Below are 20610 nucleotides of genomic sequence, written 5' to 3' on the forward strand. Positions count from 1 at the left end.
GTCATGAAAGTAAAAACTTCTCTCTCTTTGTTGGGATTATGCGTCTATGCTTTGTTTCTGCCGGTTGCCGAGGCACATACCTTCGGTGCGCAAGGTGCTGGTCTGGCGGCTGGTTTTGCTCATCCCTTTATGGGCCTGGATCATTTACTTGCCATGATCGCGGTCGGTATTTGGGCAGGGCAACTAGGCGGCAGGGCAGTCTGGATCGTCCCGCTTACCTTCGTGAGCGTTTTGGCAGCCGCTGCCGGTTTAGGTCCGCTTGGTTTCGCCCTACCCCTGGTGGAACCGGCAATTGCCTGCTCGGTTTTAGTCTTGGGACTGCTTATCGCAGGATCAATTCGCTTGCCAACGATTATCGGTGCCAGCCTTGTGGGGCTATTCGCAATGTTTCATGGCTACGCGCATGGACTGGAATTACCGCAAGCCGCATCGCCTGTCCTTTATGGCATCGGGTTTGTTTTGGCGACTATTTTACTGCATGGCTTGGGTATCGGCTTTACACTAAATTCTCGCCATTACAAAATCATGCAACGCATCGCTGGCGGTTCACTCATTGTTGCTGGCGGTTTATTGCTGGCTGCAGCATAGTCGCTTTATTATCTTTACTTAAACGGAAAAACTGCCATGTGCCTTGCGATTCCCATGCAAATTACCCATATTGATGGCTTTAATGCTCATTGTGACGCCAAGGGCGTAAAGCGCGATGTCAGTCTGTTTTTGTTACAGGATGAGACATTGCAAGAGGGGGATTACCTGCTGATTCATGTTGGCTATGCCATCCAGAAAATTTCCGCAGAGGAAGCTCAGTCGACATGGGAATTACTTGATCAGATGCTGATTGAGGAAGATGCCGGTGCATGAGCTTTCGCTTTGCGAGGACTTGATGGATCAGGTAATGACAATTGCAAAGACACATCACGCGGAAAAAGTCGTTCGAATCATTGTCAGAATAGGTCCCCTTTCTGGTATCGAACCGTTGCTGCTGGAAAGCGCCTTCAACATCAGCTGCGCAGGCACATTAGCCGAATCGGCAGAGTTTCTAACAGAAACTCTGCCGATTCTTGTTCTTTGCAACAACTGTGGAGCCGAATCTGAAGCCACCACTAATAATCTCTTATGCCAAAGTTGCGGCGGTTATAATACCAAATTGTTGAGTGGTGACGAGTTGATTCTGGCACGTGTTGAATTAGAAAATGCAGACTAAGACAAGTTAATTAATTGGAGTGTGATTATGTGTAATACCTGTGGTTGTAACATTACACCGGGTAATCGCCCGTTGGTTATGGCAGAAAAACCTAAAAATGGCGTGACGACAGTGTCGGTACTACAAAACTTGTTGTCAAAAAACAATCATCAAGCCGAGCACAATCGCGCACATTTTGACGCTCAAAAAGTACTGGTAATTAATTTAATGTCTTCACCCGGTTCGGGTAAGACTGCATTACTTGAAGCTACCATCAAGCATCTGCGCGACTCGTTAAAAATCGCCGTCATCGAAGGCGATCTTGAAACCGAAAATGATACCAAACGGATACAGGCACAAGGTGTGCCCGCTTATCAGATTACAACCGGGACGGCTTGTCATCTGGACGCGCATTTGGTGCATAATGCCTTGCATCATCTGGCGCTGGATGGTCTGGATCTGTTATTTATTGAAAATGTAGGTAATCTGGTTTGCCCTGCCAGTTTTGATCTGGGTCATCATCGTAATGTCGTGTTATTGTCAGTGACCGAAGGCGATGATAAGCCGGCAAAATATCCGGTTATGTTTCGTGCAGCCGACTTGATGTTAATCAGCAAGACTGATTTACTGCCGTATCTGGATGATTTTTCAGCCGTTAATGCTGAACAAAATCTGCATAATCTGGCCAACGATGCGCCCGTCATCGCTTTTAGCGCAAAAGACGGCAATGGCCTGGATGCGTGGCTAACCTGGTTGCAGTCAGAAATAACCGCTTATCAGGCACTCTTACTTAAGCAACAGACACAACGCCCTAAAGTACAACAGGATGGGCAATTACTTCATGCCCAACCCGGTAACACCAAGTTTTATCCGATCAGCAATAAAACTGCCCATAAAATTAATGTTAAACAGGCTTAACTAAAATATTTAGTCCACGAAAAGCACGAAAGACACGAAAAAAAGGCTTGGGTTAGCGCATGATGGGGTTTGCAAGCCATAGTAGTCTTCAAACGTTAGGGTAGGGAATTTATCTAATAAAATCTCCCCTAACCCCTCTTTTTCAAAGAGGGGAACTGTATAGTTACACTAAACTTAACATCATCTGGAATAAATACTATGCCGACCGGCGCAAAACTATTACTGGAAAAAATTCGTGAACTGCCCTTGCCTGATAAGGTTCGGATCATGAATGTTTGCGGCGGGCATGAGCGGTCCATTTCCATGGCGGGTTTGCGTACTGCCCTGCCCGCTAATATTGAGCTGATTCCGGGGCCGGGTTGTCCGGTTTGTATTTGTCCGGAAGAAGATATTTATCAAGCCATACAAATCGCGATTAATGAAGAGGTTGTGTTATTGGCCTTTGGCGATATGTTACGTGTTCCTGTTAATGTACCCAAAGCGGCTATTCGTACCTTGGAGCAGGCCAAAGCTGCAGGTGCAGATATCCGGCCCATTGCCTCGCCAACCGAAGCGGTTAAGATCGCCAGCGCCAACCCTGAAAAAACGGTCGTTTTTTTTGTCGCCGGTTTTGAAACCACCTGCGCTCCGGTCGCGGCAATGCTTGCTGAAGGCATTCCTGATAATTTATTACTATTAATGAGCGGTCGTTTAACGTGGCCTGCCGTAGCCATGTTACTGGATTCTGACACGCCTGCTTTTGACGCCCTTATTGCGCCAGGCCATGTCGCCACTATTATGGGCTCAGAAGAATGGCGCTTTGTTGTTGATCAACATCATATTCCAACCGCCATCGCCGGATTTACTACCGAAAGTCTGTTGGCCGCCATTTATTCGGTATTACGCCAACTTATCGAACATAAGATATTTCTTGATAATTGTTACACTCAGGTAGTTACCGCAAAAGGCAATAACACAGCCCGAAAATTATTACACTCAACCCTTGATATTGTTGATGCACCTTGGCGAGGCATTGGCATTATTCCACAATCCGGTCTTGAGTTAACGGCAAAGTTTGCCGCACATAATGCCCGATACCGTTTTCCTGTCTATGCTGACGAAGCCCGAAAAAAAGCCGGTACCATGCCGCCGGGTTGTGATTGTGCAAAAGTTGTTTTAGGCAAAATCAAGCCGAATGAATGTCGTTTATACGGTGAATCCTGCGTGCCCCGAAATCCTGTAGGCCCCTGCATGGTATCCGATGAAGGCGCTTGTCGTATCTGGTGGGCATCAGGCATTAAAAATGGTTTGCCCACGAAAAGCATGAAAGTACCCGATTGATGCTTAACCATTAAAAAATGGAATATATTATTTATTCACCACGAAGACACGAAGAAAAACAAAAAATATAACTTCGTGTCTTCGTGGTGAAAATATTTTCTCGTGTCTTCATGATAAAAATCTTTAAAGCTTTGCCTGCGTTCATCCCAAAACTTATCCACCCCAACTAAAATGTTTGAACAGGAAATTTATCTATTGATTACTGACCAGCTTCAAGCCAGACAAATAACTATAACCGGCCGAGTACAAGGCGTTGGTTTCAGGCCTTTTGTCAGTCGACTGGCTAATCAACACAATTTATCGGGCTGGGTACGTAACCGTGCCGGGCAAGTTGAAATATGGGTGCAAGGCTCCCTTAAAAATCTGGCATTATTTGAGCAACAATTACTAAGTAAAGCCCCGCCTTTAGCCCAGCCTGATCACCCTGTTACGCAAATAGTCACCGCTGTTGATCTTAACGTTTTTACCATACTGCCCAGTGTAGCCGGCGATGTCAGTCAGGCGCATGTTCCACCGGATTATTTTACTTGTGATGATTGTTTGGCAGAGATGCGCGATAAAACCCGGCGCCGTTATCGTTATCCCTTTATTAATTGCACCCAATGCGGGCCACGCTACACCTTAATTAAACAATTGCCTTATGATCGCCCCAACACCAGCATGGCTGATTTTTTGCTGTGTTCAGAATGCCGTAAAGACTATGAAAACCCGCTAGATCGACGCTTTCATGCCCAACCACTGGCCTGCCCAAATTGTGGCCCTACCCTTGCCTTTCATCGTCAAGGCAGTGCCGATATCAATGACAACGAAGGGGCCATTAAGGCCACAATAGCAGCGCTACAAGCGGGCTTAATTGTAGCCGTTAAAGGTATCGGTGGTTATCATTTACTATGTTCAGCTACCTCGGAAGCGGTCGTCTTAAAACTGCGCCTTCGTAAACAGCGCCGCTTTAAACCCTTGGCAATCATGTTGCCCTGGTCTGGTGCTGATGGTCTTGATCAGGTTCGATGCTACACTAAGACATCGGCAACTGAACTGGCACAACTGACTGATCCAAGCCGCCCTATCGTGCTGATAAAAAAACGCCTGAATACCGACTTAGCAAAATCAGTAGCGCCTGAAATGCATGAATTAGGCATCATGCTACCATATAGTCCCCTGCATCATTTATTACTGCAAGACTATGGCGCGCCATTAATTGCCACCTCTGCCAACATCAGCGGCGAACCGGTACTAACTAAAGCTGAGCAGGTTGAAAGTCGCTTAGGGCTAATCGCCGATGCTTTTTTACATCATAATCGACCGATATTAAGACCTGCGGATGACAGCGTCTACAAAGTTATCGGGGATTCTGCACGCGCCATAAGAGTAGGTCGTGGAATGGCACCGCTAGAGTTTACTTTACCATTTTCTTTAGACTACCCCTTGTTGGCGGTGGGTGGTCAAATGAAAAACACCATTGCTCTGGCTTGGGACCAGCGTGTCGTTATTTCTCCCCATTTAGGCGATCTTGGCTCACCAAGAAGCCAACAGGTATTTGAACAAACCATCGCCGACCTTACCCGACTTTATGGCCTTACCGTCAAGCAATGTGTTTGCGATGCGCACCCGGATTACAGCGCCAGTCGCTGGGCTGAACGCTCAGGCCTTACCGTGCATAAAGTATTTCATCATCATGCCCATGCTTCCGCTTTAGCCGCTGAACATAAAATTGCAGAAACCCTGCTGGTATTTACTTGGGATGGCACAGGCTTCGGCGAAGATGGCACAATCTGGGGCGGTGAAGGTTTATTGGGTAAACCGGGAGACTGGCGACGGGTAAGTTCATTTAGGCCTTATCACTTACCAGGAGGTGAAAAAGCCGGACGAGAACCTTGGCGCAGCGCGTTGGCTTTATGTTGGCAGCAAGGCGATGATTGGCGTGAATGCCCGGTCGAAACCGGTTTACTTAAACAAGCCTGGCAAAAACAAATTAACAGCCCGTTATCGAGTTCAGTTGGCCGCTTGTTTGATGCCGCCGCCGCACTAACCGGCATGGTACAACAGGCCGATTTTGACGGCCATGCGCCGATGTGGCTGGAAGCTGCAGGCTCCGGCATAGCATCTGCAGGTATTGATTTGCCGCTGACTTGCAATAGAGACGGCTTATGGTTAAGCGATTGGGCACCGCTGCTCTCGATGCTACAAAATCAACACTTAACCCTCTCAAAACGCAGTAGTTGTTTTCATGCCAGTCTGGCAATGGCATTAGTTAAACAGGCCAAGCAAATACAAACCGAACATCAGTTTATTAGCGTGGGTTTAACCGGTGGCGTTTTTCAAAATCGTTTATTAACCGACTATGTCACCTCTTTATTGCAGGCAGAAGGCTTTACTGTCTGTATGCCAAAGCAGATCCCCGGCAATGATGCCGGCATCAGTTTTGGGCAAATCATCGACGCCGGAAGTTGTCTGTCTACAACAAGATAAGTCAATTGTTATTCATTTGACTTTAACATAAGTTCTGGTAAATATTTAGTGTACGAGAGTGAATTAAATATAACTAAAAATAAAAATAAAAAAGAATTATTTTTCCATTATAATATTGCCAATATGGTAAATCTTTGTTTAAAATCCCAATAGTTAAAACTAGAAATCATCAAACAAGCACCATCATCTATGTTAAAAAAATCCGGTAATCACCTGCAAAACATAACCATTCCTGTTGTAACATATCAGGAGATAACTTTTGGCATGAGAACAGCATGTTGATTGATAATAAGCAAACCACCATAGTGGTTATTGATGATGATGTACTACAGCACAAAATCATCAATAATTGCCTTAAGGATGAACCCTATAAAATAATTTCATTACTACGTGGTGAAACTGCTCTGACTTTCTTGCTCATGAATCGGCCGGATCTCATTCTATTGGATATTAATATGCCCGACTTTTCCGGAATAGAGATATTACAACGGATAAAAAGCTACAAACATCTTTCCGGCGTGCCCATCATCATGGTAACGGGCGACAAAAATAGAGATACCATTATAGAATGCATAAAAAAAGGGGCTACTAATTACATTATTAAACCTTTCACGCGGTCTTTACTTATAGAAAAAGTCGGAACAGCATTAACCACCGCCACATTAGCCACTGAAAATGACGACTAATAACGCGATGTAGTTTATTCTATTCACTTTTTAAAAGAATTTCATTCACATCCCATAACAAATCATCCAATTGATCTTTGGACAAATAAAGATAAGCAAGTAATTCTGCTTTATAATTTGTCCACTCATAACTTTTGAAATAAGTATCACCGTTCGCAATGATATATTCTGCCAGTTGAGTAATAGTAATCATATTCAGTTCTGCCGTCGATAATTGTTTTGACGAAAATATATCCAAATCATGGTGCCTTCCTATGGCATTACGTATGCTTTTTGGAAGCCCCCATGCCCTTGCCAACAGAGCACCTGTCAGCATGTGATCAGTTAAGTAGCGGGACGTTTCAATCGAGATTAAATTTTCATCGGGTGCAGCGGCAAGTTGCAATGTTTCGTGATAATCGGAAAAGCGCTGCATCATCAGAATCTCACCAGAGTCATGGAATAGACTATATAAATGTACCTCATCCTTATCAATACCATCAATACGTTTGGTCAAATAATTTGATACCATTGCCGTACGGGTATTGTTATTCCAATAATGTTCCATACCAAGGGCAGGTGCAATATTACGCAAGGAAAAAGCCGTAACTAAAGTAGCAATATTTTTAATACCTAACAGAATTATAGCGCGCTCAATACTGTCCACTTCATTACGCAAGCCGTAATATGCTGAATTGATAGTTTTTAATACCGCTGCTGAAAGTCCTACGTCAGTTTTAATCAATCGCGCTATCTCACGCGGACATCCCCCGTCACTTTTGCTTTGCTCCTGCATAACAGCAACTAAAATAACAGGCTGAGGTGGAATAATAATGCCTTTGAGTAGCTCTTGGGCCTCAGTATCACTTAAAGTATCAACTAGCTCTTTATTCATAATGTCGTTGGGGTTAGTAATAACAAGCATTAGATATAGGAAATAAGACCACCCTGAGAAGCTGTGAAAGTATTCGTTTTTTGTACAAAATAAAAAACTCACTACGAAGGCACAAGAAGTACACAAAGTTTTTAATGCGTTGAATAAAAGCAATTATTTTTCTTCGTGTACTTCATGTCTTCGTGGTGAATAAGGTTTTTAAAAAAATAATTTCATATTAATTCCTGTGTTGGCTCATCGGGCCAGGCAAGCAAATATTTTTGTAATACACTCCACTCCCCCTCAAAATCAGCTAACAAGCCCTTAAGCATAATCTCATTACCGGATTTTCCGGCACTCTCAAGTTGTGCGCAGAGCTCACCAAAGCTGATTGCTCCGACGCTGAGCGCTGACGCTTTTAACTTATGAGCTGCGTTACCTGCCGCAATAATATCTCCGTTATTAATAGCCGCGATTATTTCTGCACTTATCTCAATGGCAATAATAGTAAAATAGTTCAGAAACTCGGAAATAGTCTCTGGATCATCGCCAACCAACTCTTTTAAGACACACATCTCCCGGTCCAGAACCGGCTTCAACAAATTATTTATATCAGCAGTATTAACCGACAAAGATTGTATATTTAAGACATTATCAATGCAATCCGACATCAATAAATCATCTGCATATTCTTTTATCGGTGATTTGGCGGTATCAATAGCCGTTATCGTCACGGCAGAAGGATTTACCCATTGCACCAACGTTGATAAGAGTAGCGATGGATTGATAGGCTTACTGATAAAATCATTCATACCTGCTTCCAAGCATTGGCCTCTTTCCTCTTCGGTTACACCGGCCGTGAGTGCAATTACCGGCAGATTTGCAAAGCACGGCTGGTTACGTATCTCCCTGGTTGCAGCAAAGCCATCCATGATAGGCATGTGGATATCCATCAACACCGCATCAAACTCGCTTTGCTCAAGAAAGGTCAGCGCTTCTTTGCCGTTATTGGCAATCTCAACGCTAATGCCGGATAAGACAAGAAATTCCCGAATAATTTGCTGATTAAAAAGATTATCTTCTGCCACCAAAATACGGATGCCGACAAGCTGTCTGCCAAACTCCTGCAACGCTGAACTGAGCGTTCCCGATGGTTGCTTGATTTTTTCCCGGAAAGACTCAGAAGACAAGCCAAAAACCAACTCAAAGCTAAAGCTGCTACCCACTTCGGGCATACTTTCTACTATAAGATTGCCGCCCATCAGCTTTACCAGATTATGACTAAGTGCCAGTCCAAGGCCAGTTCCTCCAAACCGACGCGTAATAGAGTCATCAGCCTGACTGAAAGGCTGGAATAATTTTCCCTGTTCCTTGCTGGACATGCCAATACCGGTATCTTTAACACAACACAATATCCGGGCTTGTAATGAATCACTGTCCAGCAAACTTATATTAAGACTGACAGAACCGCTCGCGGTAAACTTGACCGCATTACCCAACAGGTTAACCAGTACTTGTTGCAGGCGGAGCTCATCACCAATCATGTTACACGGCATATCTGGCGCGATATCTATAGAAAATTTCAGACCCTTTTTTTCGGCACTATCAATAAATAACGTATTGAGCATGTTCCTTAGCTCATCAACAGCAAACAAGCCAAGACTAAGGCTGACACCTCCTGCATCCAGTTTGGATAAATCCAAAATATCATTCAGTATGCCCAGCAGCCCTATTGAAGAGGTGTTAATCTTGGTTAGATAATCCCGTATGTCAAAAGGCATCTCTCTGAGTAATGCCAGTTCCGAGAAACCAATGATGCCATTCATTGGCGTGCGAATTTCATGTGACATATTAGCCAGAAATTGCGCCTTTGATTTGGCAAGCCCTTCAGCCTGCATTACAGTGGCTAAAGTCAGTTTTTTGATAACCTCATCCGCCTGCTTACGTGCAGTATTATCTGTGCCGATTAGCAGATAACCAATAATCGACTCTTGAGCATCGCGTAGCGCAGTCACTGATACAATAGCCGGAAAACGGCTGCCATCCTTACGGATATAAGTCAGCTCATAAATATCTTCAATGCCGCGCGAAGCCTTAAAAACCAACGCGTCAAAGCCCGGTGCAATCGGCGTCTCAAGTTCCTCGGTGAGCGCTTTGGCGCGTGCGATCACTTCCTGGGGATCAGAGATATCAGCCGGCGTGATTTTATTCATCACCTCATCGGCCTTATAACCCAACATGTTTTCCGCACCGACATTAAAAATCTGAATAACGCCATTCGCATCGGTGGCAATACTGGAAAAATTGGCGCTGTTAAAAATGGCATTTTGTAATGCCCCAGCCTTACTTAGCGCCTCTTCTGCCTGCTTGCGCGCAGTATTGTCGGTACCAATCAGTAGATAACCAATAATCAACTCTTGATCATCGCGTAGCGCAGTCACTGATACAATAGCCGGAAAACGGCTGCCATCCTTACGGATATAAGTCAGCTCATAAATATCTTCAATGCCGCGCGAAGCCTTAAAAACCAACGCGTCAAAGCCCGGTGCAATCGGTGTATCAAGTTCCTCGGTGAGCGCTTTGGCGCGTGCGATCACTTCCTGGGGATCAGAGATATCAGCCGGCGTGATTTTATTCATCACCTCCTCGGCCTTATAACCCAACATGTTTTCCGCACCGACATTAAAAATCTGAATAACGCCATTCGCATCGGTGGCAATACTGGAAAAGTTGGCGCTGTTAAAAATGGCTTTCTGCAATGCCCCAGCCTTGCTTAGCGCCTCTTCTGCCTGCTTGCGCGCGGTATTGTCAGTACCAATCAGCAGATAACCGATGATCAACTCTTGATCATCGCGAAGTGCAGTCACTGACACAATCGCCGGAAAATGGCTGCCATCCTTACGGATACAAGTCAGCTCATAAATATCTTCAATACCGCGCGAAGCCTTAAAAACCAAGGCTTCAAAGCCCGGTGCAATCGGTGTCTCAAGCTCCTCACTAAGCGCTTTGGCACGTACGACTAGTTCTTGCGGATCAGAGAGTTCAGCCGGCGTGATTTTGTTCATCACCTCATCGGCCTTATAACCCAACATGTTTTCCGCACCGACATTAAAAATCTGAATAACGCCATTCGCATCGGTGGCAATACTGGAAAAATTGGCGCTGTTAAAAATGGCATTTTGTAATGCCCCAGCCTTACTTAGCGCCTCTTCTGCCTGCTTGCGTGCGGTATTGTCAGTACCAATCAGTAGATAACCAATAATCAACTCTTGATCATCGCGTAGTGCAGTCACTGATACAATAGCCGGAAAACGGCTGCCATCCTTACGGATATAAGTCAGTTCATAAATATCTTCAATGCCGCGCGAAGCCTTAAACACCAAGGCTTCAAAACCGGGTGCAATCGGTGTATCAAGTTCCTCGGTGAGCGCTTTGGCGCGTGCGATCACTTCCTGGGGATCAGAGATATCAGCCGGCGTGATTTTATTCATCACCTCCTCGGCCTTATAACCCAACATGTTTTCCGCACCGACATTAAAAATCTGAATAACGCCATTCGCATCGGTGGCAATACTAGAAAAGTTGGCACTGTTAAAAATGGCATTTTGTAATGCCGCAGCCTTACTTAGCGCCTCTTCTGCCTGCTTGCGTGCGGTATTGTCGGTACCAATCAGTAGATAACCGATAATCAACTCTTGAGCATCGCGTAGCGCAGTCACTGACACAATCGCTGGAAAATGGCTGCCGTCCTTACGGATATAAGTCAGATCATAAATATCTTCAATACCACGCGAAGCCTTAAACACCAAGGCTTCAAAACCGGGCGCAATCGGTGTCCCAAGTTCCTCGGTGAGCGCTTTGGCGCGTACGATCACTTCCTGGGGATCAGAGATATCAGCCGGCGTGATTTTATTCATCACCTCATCGGCCTTATAACCCAACATGTTTTCCGCACCGACATTAAAAATCTGAATAACGCCATTCGCATCGGTGGCAATACTGGAAAAATTGGCGCTGTTAAAAATGGCATTTTGTAATGCCCCAGCCTTACTTAGCGCCTCTTCCGCCTGCTTGCGCGCGGTATTGTCGGTACCAATCAGTAGATAGCCAATAATCGACTCTTGAGCATCGCGTAGTGCAGTCACTGACACAATCGCCGGAAAATGGCTGCCATCCTTACGGATACAAGTCAGCTCATAAATATCTTCAATACCGCGCGAAGCTTTAAATACCAAGGCTTCGAAGCCCGGTGCAATGGGTGTCTCAAGCTCCTCACTAAGCGCTTTGGCACGTACGACTAGTTCTTGCGGATCAGAGAGTTCAGCCGGCGTGATTTTGTTCATCACCTCCTCGGCCTTATAACCCAACATGTTTTCCGCACCGACATTAAAAATCTGAATAACGCCATTCGCATCGGTGGCAATACTGGAAAAGTTGGCGCTGTTAAAAATGGCATTTTGCAATGCCCCGTTTTCTGGAGTCTGAGCGGTCCACTCAACTCCCAGACTTTTATTATTTTTTTTCATATTATGTTGGTATATATCAGTTAATTTTTTAAAACGGCTATATCACATAAACAGATACTTGGTTACCGCCATTTTTTGTTGCACTATTAACTCCGCTGTTTGCTGCTTCGCAGAGTATCTTGGGGAATAAATTTTGCGAAACAGCAATTTTAGTGGCCACCCCTACACTAATCGTGACAAAACCGGCTGTTGAGTCAATATGGACTACCCCCAACTTTTCAACACTCTCACGCAGGCCTTCGGCAATCTGTAAAGCAGTCTTTTCATCGGCGTCCGGCAGAATAACCATAAAGGTATCGTTGTTATATCTGGCAATAAAATCGCCCGGCCGCTCCAGATTTTTTGCTAAAGTAATGGCAAGCATTTTTAACAATATATCGCCAATGCCATAGCCATATTCATCGATATAACCTTTGAAATAATCGACATTGATTTCCAGCAATGATAATGATGTTTTATCACGCATGGCGCGCCGCCATTCTGACACCAGGGTTTCATCAAAACGACGATGATTGGGAATAAGTGTCAGTGCATCAATCATCGCGAGAGATTCCAATAAGTCAGCTTGCTGCTTAAGTTGGATGTGATTACGGATACGGGCCTTAACAATCGGGATGGCGATAGGTTTGGTAATGTAGTCAACGGCGCCAAGGTTTAAACCCTGCTCCTCATTAATTTCACCACTCAAAAGCGTCAAGAACATCACGGCAATTTTACAAGTCTGCGCATTTTCCTTCAAATGTCGGCAAACTTCAAAACCATTCATTTTTGGCATCATGATATCCAAAAGGATTAAATCCGGCTGCTCACGCTCTGCAATCTCCAGCGCATCCTTACCATTATTGGCTACTTTAATGCGATAACCTGAACCTAAAGCTTCCGCAAGAATTTTGATGTTGACGGGCATATCGTCAACAATAAGTATCATTGGATAATGTTGGGTAATGATCATAAGGTCTCTTGTATATCCGGGAGTACTACCAATTGTTGCAACAATAAGCGTGCATCTTGGTAGTGAAGATCGTAGATTAATTTTCGTAAGCGAATAAACAGCTTAAATTTTACCGTTGCCAAATTTTCCATAAGATTATTTAACAAGATTTCAGGGATAAAATCATGCTCTCTTAGTAACGCATCTAGTTCGTTGATACAGTGCCGCACTATTTCACTATTACCGGTATTTTGGGGCGACACTATGGCAGGCTGCGGCGGTAGGGTAATCTTCGACATGGTTTTGACAAAAACAGCATTGAAATCATTAACCATGGCAGCAGTCGGCAACCCTTCCTTTAGTTGCGTTTGCAATAGTATTGCTGCCGCATGCAATTGCAAGGCCCCCAGATTACCAGCGACACCTTTAAGACTATGTATATGTGCCCAGATAGAGGAGATATCCTTTACTGTTATCATGGCGGCAATTTCAGCCGGAAAATTTTGCATGTCCTCCTTAAAATCAACTAATAATCGGTCCGTCAAATCTTGATTATTACCCAGCATCACTAATAGCGCGGTCTTGTCAAAATACGGCAATTCTTTAATAGGCGGCTCTTGTTCAACAGTCTCTATACTTTCAGGCACAATATCGCTATCAGTTGCCATTACGCCACGAAATTTTATCCAGCGCACCAGTGCTGACGTAAGCAAAGTCGGATTAATGGGTTTACTGATCATATCGTTCATGCCTGCAGCCATATATTGATCGCGTTCTGCTTCAGATACCGCAGCCGTGAGTGCAATGATCGGTAACTTGGCAAAACGTGGCTGACTACGTAGTTGCTGTGTAGCGGTAATACCATCCATAACCGGCATGTTGATATCCATTAATACCGCATCAAATTTAACCATCTCCAATAATGCTAACGCTTCTTTGCCATTATTGGCAAACTCGACATTAATACCCAATAAGTTGAGAAATTTCTGGATAATTTTCTGATTAAAAAGATTATCTTCAGCGACCAGAATATGTAAACCAACCAACTGTTTATTAAAATCATTCAACGTAAACCAGCTTTGGGTTTGGATAAATCAAGAACATCGTTAACTATAACCCTATAGCCAAGCAAATTAAGACAGCTACTACTAATCTTTTTCATATAATCCCTGTGTCAGTTAATATTGCTTTAAGCAATGTCAATATTTAAAATCCGCTGATGCCATTTATTGGCGTATAAATCTCATATTACCTTGTTGCTAATAACAAGCACTTTATTAGTGATAAAATTAAATAAAATAATATTTTTTAGAGTAATTTAAAGTAATAAAACCTAAGTCAGGAAGATAAAGCCTACTATTTGCAGATAACAAATATTTAACTTAAAGAATAAAAATATTGCACATATTACCAGTCAAGCAGCATTCCTACTAGCTAATTAGAAGGGTTATTTGGCTTCATACAGACTCCGTCCCTTCAAGAGATGTTATCTGTATCAACTTGTAGCCAAGCAAATTGACAATTTAATTTCTGAAAATCTTTAGCTTTAATAGTAGGTAACAGCACCAATTATTGTTCCTTGTTACCTCATATGGTCAGGGCATACATAGACTATTTCTGTTGGCTATTTCATAGCCTTAAAGAGCTATTCAAGATTATTGGTAAGCCTACCCAGTGTTTTGGTATGTACACCCAGTGTTTTGGTAAGTCCACTAACTGTTTTAGTAGGTACGCCAACTGTTTTTTTGTAAGCCTTTACATATACTGCCCGCTCTTTATCATTGCCAAAAAGAAACAAAAATAGCTTGCTGTTAATGTTGGCAATAATTTTAATGACAACGAATAAAAAGAAGCGTAGCTTAAGCACCAGACAAGAAGCCCAGCCAGACCCGCTACCGCTATTTATAGTAATAGCAAAAGCCCTATAACTAGCGACCACCCAGTTAATAATGCCTGCCTTTTGCTAAAACAACCGATTATCGCTAATCAATTCGGCCGGAGACTGCCTTTTACCATGACTACTAATAGTTTTTTCCCCACGACTGAAGCCGGGCAAGTTGTCTGGCTTTCTCACTATGCTTTAAAACTCCCTATCGATGGCCCGGTCTGTGGTATTGATGCCAAGGAAATAGCCGCTACCCTGACGGATTGTCTTTATTATGTCTGGCTATTGCAACACTGGTATCCTGCCGTGCATCGCGATGCCAAGGAGGCAACCGCCTATAAGGTGCTGATGACAAGTGGTAGTGGCAAGTCCCCTATCAGCTATCCGCAACCTTCTGTTTTTCCTGATCCACCCCCTGCGCCTGCGCCCGGCATCCAAAAACGTTTATTTAGCCAAATTGCCCGTATCAAAGCCAGCCTCAATTACCATGAGGCTATCGGCCATGATCTGGGTATTATTGCTACCGCCAATACTACTGAACATCTGGTTCCTGAAGCGTCTCTTTCGGTAGAGCTTGGACCTGCCGGTAGCCGGGTACGGATTGATTTTAAAAAATATGGCCACGATGGCATCTGGATTGAAAGCCGCATTAATGGTGGCGATTGGAGTTTTCTGGCTATTGATACCGTAAAACCCTATCTGGATGAACGACCCTTTGAACCCGGCAATACCCATGAAACCCGTGAATATCGACTGCGGTGGTGGGATAAAAGCGAGCCTCATGGTGAGTGGAGTGCCGTACAAAGGGCAGTTTTGGGTATTTGACAATAGCCTTTTACAAACCCCGGATTTTGGCCATTAAGCCATCTGTTATCTAACAAATCCAACCAGGTATTTATGAAAATATTAAACTGTATCAATCGCCTACAGGCACTTTATATTAAGTCAAAACCGGCGGATGAGGTATTCAACAGCTTATTAACGGATATTCTCAATTTGACTAATAGCCAGTTTGGTTTTATTAATGAATTAAAATATGATGAAACTGGAGGCCAATACCTGCAAGCCTTGGCGATGACCAATATTACCTGGGATGATGCCAGTCGGCGTTTTTGGGAGGATAATTACTCCAGCGGCTTAAAATTTTATGCGACCGACTCCCTCTATTTCGCGACTGTTATTACCAATGCCCCTGTTATTGCCAACGATCCGGCTCATGATAGCCATAGTTGCGGACGGATGCCACCCGGTCATCCTGCGCTGGATTGCTTTCTGGGTTTATGCCTTTATTGTGAAGATGAAATTATTGGCTGTCTGGGTATGGCTAATCGCCCCGATGGCTATGATGAAGCACTGGTTAAGAACCTGCAACCGGTACTGGCTGCCTGTGCCCAAATAGTTGAGGGTTATCGTAGTGAAATGCGCCAGTTGGCCGCCGAAGCAAAGCTTCAGGAGAAATCTGTACTACTGGAAAATATGATTAATTCTTCGGCCGATTATATTTTAGCCAAAGATGCTAATTTAAATACCATTCTTTGCAATGAGACTTTTGCGCAAGCCATTGGTAAAAAACCGACTGACCTGTATGGTAAAACGGACCAAGAAAATGGCTTGGCCCGTTATAAGCAAAGCGATGAGCATAGCGACCTGGCCGTGCTGTCCGGTAAAATCATGCATAACACCAATCATATTTATCACAGCGATGGCAGCTTGCGTATTTTTGATTCCGTTAAAGTGCCATTACGCTCTGCTGACGATAAAATTATTGGTTTACTTGAAGTCAACAGGGATATCACCGAAAAAAAAGCACTGGAGGAAAAACTTCAACTGGCCGCCAGTGTGTTTACCAATACCCTGGAAGGCATTATGATTCTCTCTTCTGACGGTACTATCCTGGATATTAACAAAGCCTTTAGTCGTATTACCGGCTATGAACTTGACGATATTGTGGGTAAAAACATGCGTATCTTAAACGCCGGCCTTCAGGATAATAATTTCTTTGAAACAGTCTGGTACAACCTTAATACCAAAGGCCATTGGTATGGCGAAGTATGGAACCGGCGTAAAAATGGTGAAGTTTATGCCGTGATGCAAAGTATTAATACCGTCAGCGATGAACATCAAACCTCCGCCCGGAAATATGTATCCCTGTTATCTGATATCACCATGATCAAAGAACATGAAAATGAGCTGGAGCATATCGCCCATTATGATGCCCTAACCAGTCTGCCTAATCGTTTATTATTGGCAGATCGCCTGTATCAGGGCATAGCGCAAAGCCGAAGACGAGGCGAACAGTTGGCAGTTATCTATATTGACCTCGATGGTTTTAAGTCGATTAATGACAATTATGGCCATGAAGCGGGTGATCAATTATTGATTGCCGCAGCGCAGCGTATGAAACAGGCTCTGCGTGATGGCGATACCCTGGCTCGAATCGGCGGCGATGAGTTTGTCGCCATTTTGCTTGATATTGGTACTATTGAAGCCAGCGTGCCGATACTCAGCCGCATACTGATGGCAGCCTCCCGGCCGGTACATTTCAACCAGTATACTCTGCAGGTTTCAGCCAGTTTGGGGGTCACGTTTTATGCCTCGACAGATAATACCAATATCGATCAACTGCTACATCAAGCCGATCTGGCGATGTATCAGGCCAAGCTGGCAGGCAAGAATAATTACCATTTTTTTGATGTTGTCCAGGATAGTCATATCCGTGGTCACCATGAAAGTCTGGAGCGTATACGCCAGGCACTGATCGCGCATGAATTTGTGCTGTATTATCAGCCCAAAGTTAATATGCAGACAGCGGCAATTATCGGCGTTGAGGCCTTGATTCGCTGGCAACACCCCAGCAAAGGCTTACTGCCGCCAAATATTTTTATGCCGATTATTGCAGATAATCCTTTGGCAATAGACCTTGGCGAGTGGGTTATTGATACGGTTCTGACCCAAATGGAACGCTGGACTGCCGCCGGATTGACCATCCCGGTGAGTATTAATATCGATGCCCGTCAGTTACAACACAGCGGATTTCTAGAGAGTTTACGGACTTTTCTTGCCGCTCATCCGACCGTTAATCCGGCCTCTTTGGAGCTGGAAGTATTGGAAATCAGTGCCATGGAAGATTTGAGCAAGGTATCCAAAGTGCTTGAAATCAGCAAAGAAATGGGCTTTAAATTTGCCCTGGATAACTTTGGCACCGGCTATTCTTCATTGACTTATCTAAAGCGCCTGCCGGTGACCATACTCAAGATAGATCAAAGCTTTGTGCGTGACATTATTAAAGATCCCAATGATCAGGCCATTGTTAAAGGTTTACTGGGGCTGGCACCGGCCTTTGATCTTAAGGTTATCGCTGTCGGTGTTGAAACCATTGAACATGGCACGCTACTCAGACAACTGGGTTGTGATCTTGCGCAAGGTTATGGTATTGCCCTGCCCATGCCGGCCAATGAGCTGCCTGATTGGTGTCTTAGCTGGAAACCTGATCCCGTCTGGGCTAATATCCCGTCAATCAATGCAACAAGACCTAATTAAATATGACAAGATTGTAACTGTCAGTATCTATGCCGGGTTACGGCTAGCGCCTAACCCGACCTACTACTATGCTTAAAAGGATGGTATCTGTCAGGCAAAAAAAAGGGCCTTGCGGCCCTTTTTCTGTACTACGAACAGCTTTGTATTACAATGCTGCTGCGTCTTCTTTATCAACTTCTTTAATACTTAATCTGACTCTACCTTGGCGGTCAATTTCAAGTACTTTAACTCTGACTACATCGCCTTCATTTAAACGGTCGCTGACTTTATCAACATGCTCGTCTGAAATTTGTGAGATATGCACCAGACCATCTTTACCAGGAAGAATGGTAACGAAAGCGCCAAAGTCCATTAGTCTGGCAACTTTACCTTCGTAAATTTTGCCGACTTCAACTTCTGCAGTAATTTCTTCGATAAGACGGCGGGCTTCTTCACCTGCGGCTTTATCAACAGAAGCGACTTTAACTACACCGTCATCGGTTAAATCAATACTGGCACCGGTTTGTTCGGTAATGCTGCGAATGGTTGCGCCGCCTTTACCGATAACTTCACGAATTTTGCTCGGATCAATTTTAAACGTGATGATGCGTGGCGCAAAATCAGACATTTCATCGCGTGTGCTTGATAATGCCTTGTTCATTTCTTCCAGAATATGCAAACGACCTTGTTTTGCCTGTTCCAGTGCCGCTTTCATAATTTCTGCAGTGATGCCATCAATTTTGATGTCCATTTGCAGAGCGGTAATGCCTTCTACGGAACCTGCAACTTTAAAGTCCATATCGCCAAGATGATCTTCATCACCCATGATGTCAGATAAAACTGCAAAGCTGTCGCCTTCTTTAATCAAGCCCATTGCGATACCGGCAACAGGTGATTTAATTGGCACACCGGCATCCATCAACGCCAAACTGCTACCGCAAACGGAAGCCATTGAGCTTGAACCGTTGGATTCAGTAATTTCAGAAACCACACGAATGGTATAAGGAAATTCATCCATATTAGGTAACACGGCAGCAACGCCACGTTTTGCCAAGCGGCCATGACCAATTTCACGACGTTTTGGTGAACCGACAAAACCGGTTTCACCCACACTATACGGAGGGAAATTGTAATGCAACATGAACGGTTCTTTATATTCACCGGCCAAAGCATCAATGATTTGTGCATCACGGGCAGTACCCAAGGTTGCCACAACCAGGGCTTGTGTTTCACCACGGGTAAACAAGGCAGAACCATGGGTTCTTGGCAAGACACCGGTTCTGATGGAAATTGGTCTGATCTTGTCTAAAGCCCTGCCATCAATACGCTTGCCATCAATTAGAATGGCGTTACGAACAATGCGGTATTCCAGATGTTCGATGATGCCTCGGATATCTTTTTCGGCATAGTCAGCGTTGGCGGTCAATTTTTCAACAACGGCATTTCTGAGCGCTTTTAACTGTTCTTGTCTGACCAGTTTTTCAGCTACTTGATAAGCGGCTTTAATGCCGGCTTCAATTTCTTCGGTAACTAATCTGACCAATTCAGCATTCGCTTCAGGAGCGACCCATTCAACGACACCCGTACCTGCAGCTAGTGCAAATTCATTAATGGCATTAATGGCTATTTGCATTTGTTGGTGACCAAATAAAACCGCACCCAACATAATTTCTTCAGATAAACCGGTGGCTTCAGATTCAACCATTAATACTGCATGAGCAGTACCGGCGACAACCAGGGTTAATGCAGAATCTTTTAACGCGGCAGGTGATGGGTTTATTAAATAAACGCCGTCTTTATAACCTACGCAAGCAGCTCCAATGGGGCCGTTAAAAGGTAAGCCTGATACTGCCAAAGCAGCAGAAGCACCCAAAAGCGCAGGAATTTCAGGATCAACGTCTGGATTTAACGAGATTACTGTAGCAATAATCTGAACTTCGTTGGTATAACCTTCAGGAAAGAGCGGACGAATAGGCCGATCAATTAGTCTGGAGGTTAAGGTTTCTTTTTCGCTGGGACGTCCTTCTCTCTTAAAAAAGCCGCCGGGAATTTTACCCGCTGCGTAGGCTTTTTCTTGATAATTAACCGTTAACGGGAAAAAATCTCCACCATTGGCTTCTTTTTTACCAACGACAGTGACTAGCAGTGATGTACCATCGACATCGATTATGACAGCACCGTCTGCTTGACGTGCGATTTCACCAGTTTCTAGCGTAACGAGCTTATCGCCATACTGAAATTCTTTCCTGATAGGATTCACTATAGGTTCCTTTGTGTGGATATTATGTACAGAGACCTTGCAGGGCAAGGTCTCGTATGT

General features: G+C 44.3%; 14 protein-coding genes. 9 read left to right on the forward strand and 5 right to left on the reverse strand.

Annotated features, from left to right (window positions below):
* Positions 1 to 3: 3 nt before the first annotated feature.
* The 7 genes from KKZ03_RS18735 to KKZ03_RS18765 all read left to right on the forward strand — a co-directional run bounded on the left by KKZ03_RS18735 (position 4) and on the right by KKZ03_RS18765 (position 6576).
* Positions 4 to 588, forward strand: a complete 585-nt coding sequence (locus KKZ03_RS18735) for a HupE/UreJ family protein (protein ID WP_243218273.1) — start codon at positions 4 to 6, stop codon at positions 586 to 588.
* 36 nt (positions 589 to 624) lie between these two features.
* Positions 625 to 861 (forward strand): HypC/HybG/HupF family hydrogenase formation chaperone, encoded by a 237-nt coding sequence (locus KKZ03_RS18740; RefSeq protein ID WP_243218274.1) that lies wholly within the window; start codon positions 625 to 627, stop codon positions 859 to 861.
* 34 nt (positions 862 to 895) lie between these two features.
* A complete protein-coding gene (locus KKZ03_RS18745; RefSeq protein ID WP_243218275.1) occupies positions 896 to 1204 on the forward strand; it encodes a hydrogenase maturation nickel metallochaperone HypA in 309 nt (102 codons plus the stop codon).
* A gap of 27 nt (positions 1205 to 1231) precedes the next feature.
* Positions 1232 to 2101: a hydrogenase nickel incorporation protein HypB gene (gene hypB, locus KKZ03_RS18750; protein ID WP_243218276.1), complete on the forward strand. Its 870-nt coding sequence runs from the start codon at positions 1232 to 1234 to the stop codon at positions 2099 to 2101.
* 198 nt (positions 2102 to 2299) lie between these two features.
* A complete protein-coding gene (gene hypD / locus KKZ03_RS18755) occupies positions 2300 to 3421 on the forward strand; it encodes a hydrogenase formation protein HypD (RefSeq protein WP_243218277.1) in 1122 nt (373 codons plus the stop codon).
* Between the two features lie 171 nt (positions 3422 to 3592).
* Positions 3593 to 5890, forward strand: coding sequence for a carbamoyltransferase HypF (gene hypF / locus KKZ03_RS18760; protein WP_243218278.1), 2298 nt, complete (start codon positions 3593 to 3595; stop codon positions 5888 to 5890).
* Between the two features lie 275 nt (positions 5891 to 6165).
* Positions 6166 to 6576 carry a PleD family two-component system response regulator gene (locus KKZ03_RS18765; RefSeq protein ID WP_243218279.1) on the forward strand — a complete coding sequence of 137 codons (411 nt, stop codon included), beginning with the start codon at positions 6166 to 6168 and terminating at the stop codon, positions 6574 to 6576.
* A 19-nt stretch (positions 6577 to 6595) separates the two neighbouring features.
* On the opposite strand, the gene KKZ03_RS18770 is transcribed toward KKZ03_RS18765, so the two are convergent.
* The 4 genes from KKZ03_RS18770 to KKZ03_RS18785 form a co-directional block, all read right to left on the reverse strand.
* Complete coding sequence (locus KKZ03_RS18770) at positions 6596 to 7480, reverse strand: HDOD domain-containing protein (protein ID WP_243218280.1); 885 nt, start codon at positions 7478 to 7480, stop codon at positions 6596 to 6598.
* A 182-nt stretch (positions 7481 to 7662) separates the two neighbouring features.
* A complete protein-coding gene (locus tag KKZ03_RS18775; protein WP_243218281.1) occupies positions 7663 to 11955 on the reverse strand; it encodes a PAS domain-containing hybrid sensor histidine kinase/response regulator in 4293 nt (1430 codons plus the stop codon).
* A gap of 37 nt (positions 11956 to 11992) precedes the next feature.
* Positions 11993 to 12907, reverse strand: a complete 915-nt coding sequence (locus tag KKZ03_RS18780) for a diguanylate cyclase (protein ID WP_243218282.1) — start codon at positions 12905 to 12907, stop codon at positions 11993 to 11995.
* Complete coding sequence (locus KKZ03_RS18785; protein WP_243218283.1) at positions 12904 to 13953, reverse strand: response regulator; 1050 nt, start codon at positions 13951 to 13953, stop codon at positions 12904 to 12906. Before KKZ03_RS18785 ends, KKZ03_RS18780 begins: the two co-directional genes overlap by 4 nt.
* A 947-nt stretch (positions 13954 to 14900) precedes the next feature.
* On the opposite strand from KKZ03_RS18785, the gene KKZ03_RS18790 reads away from it, so the two are divergent.
* Complete coding sequence (locus KKZ03_RS18790; protein WP_243218284.1) at positions 14901 to 15596, forward strand: hypothetical protein; 696 nt, start codon at positions 14901 to 14903, stop codon at positions 15594 to 15596.
* A gap of 72 nt (positions 15597 to 15668) precedes the next feature.
* On the forward strand, positions 15669 to 18311 hold the full coding sequence (locus tag KKZ03_RS18795) for an EAL domain-containing protein (protein WP_243218285.1): 2643 nt from the start codon (positions 15669 to 15671) through the stop codon (positions 18309 to 18311).
* A 145-nt stretch (positions 18312 to 18456) separates the two neighbouring features.
* Here KKZ03_RS18795 and pnp read toward each other — a convergent pair whose 3' ends face one another.
* Positions 18457 to 20550: a polyribonucleotide nucleotidyltransferase gene (pnp, locus tag KKZ03_RS18800; protein WP_243218286.1), complete on the reverse strand. Its 2094-nt coding sequence runs from the start codon at positions 20548 to 20550 to the stop codon at positions 18457 to 18459.
* Between the last annotated feature and the right edge of the window lie 60 nt (positions 20551 to 20610).

It is taken from the genome of Methylobacter sp. S3L5C, assembly GCF_022788635.1.
Classification (GTDB): Bacteria; Pseudomonadota; Gammaproteobacteria; order Methylococcales; family Methylomonadaceae; genus Methylobacter_C.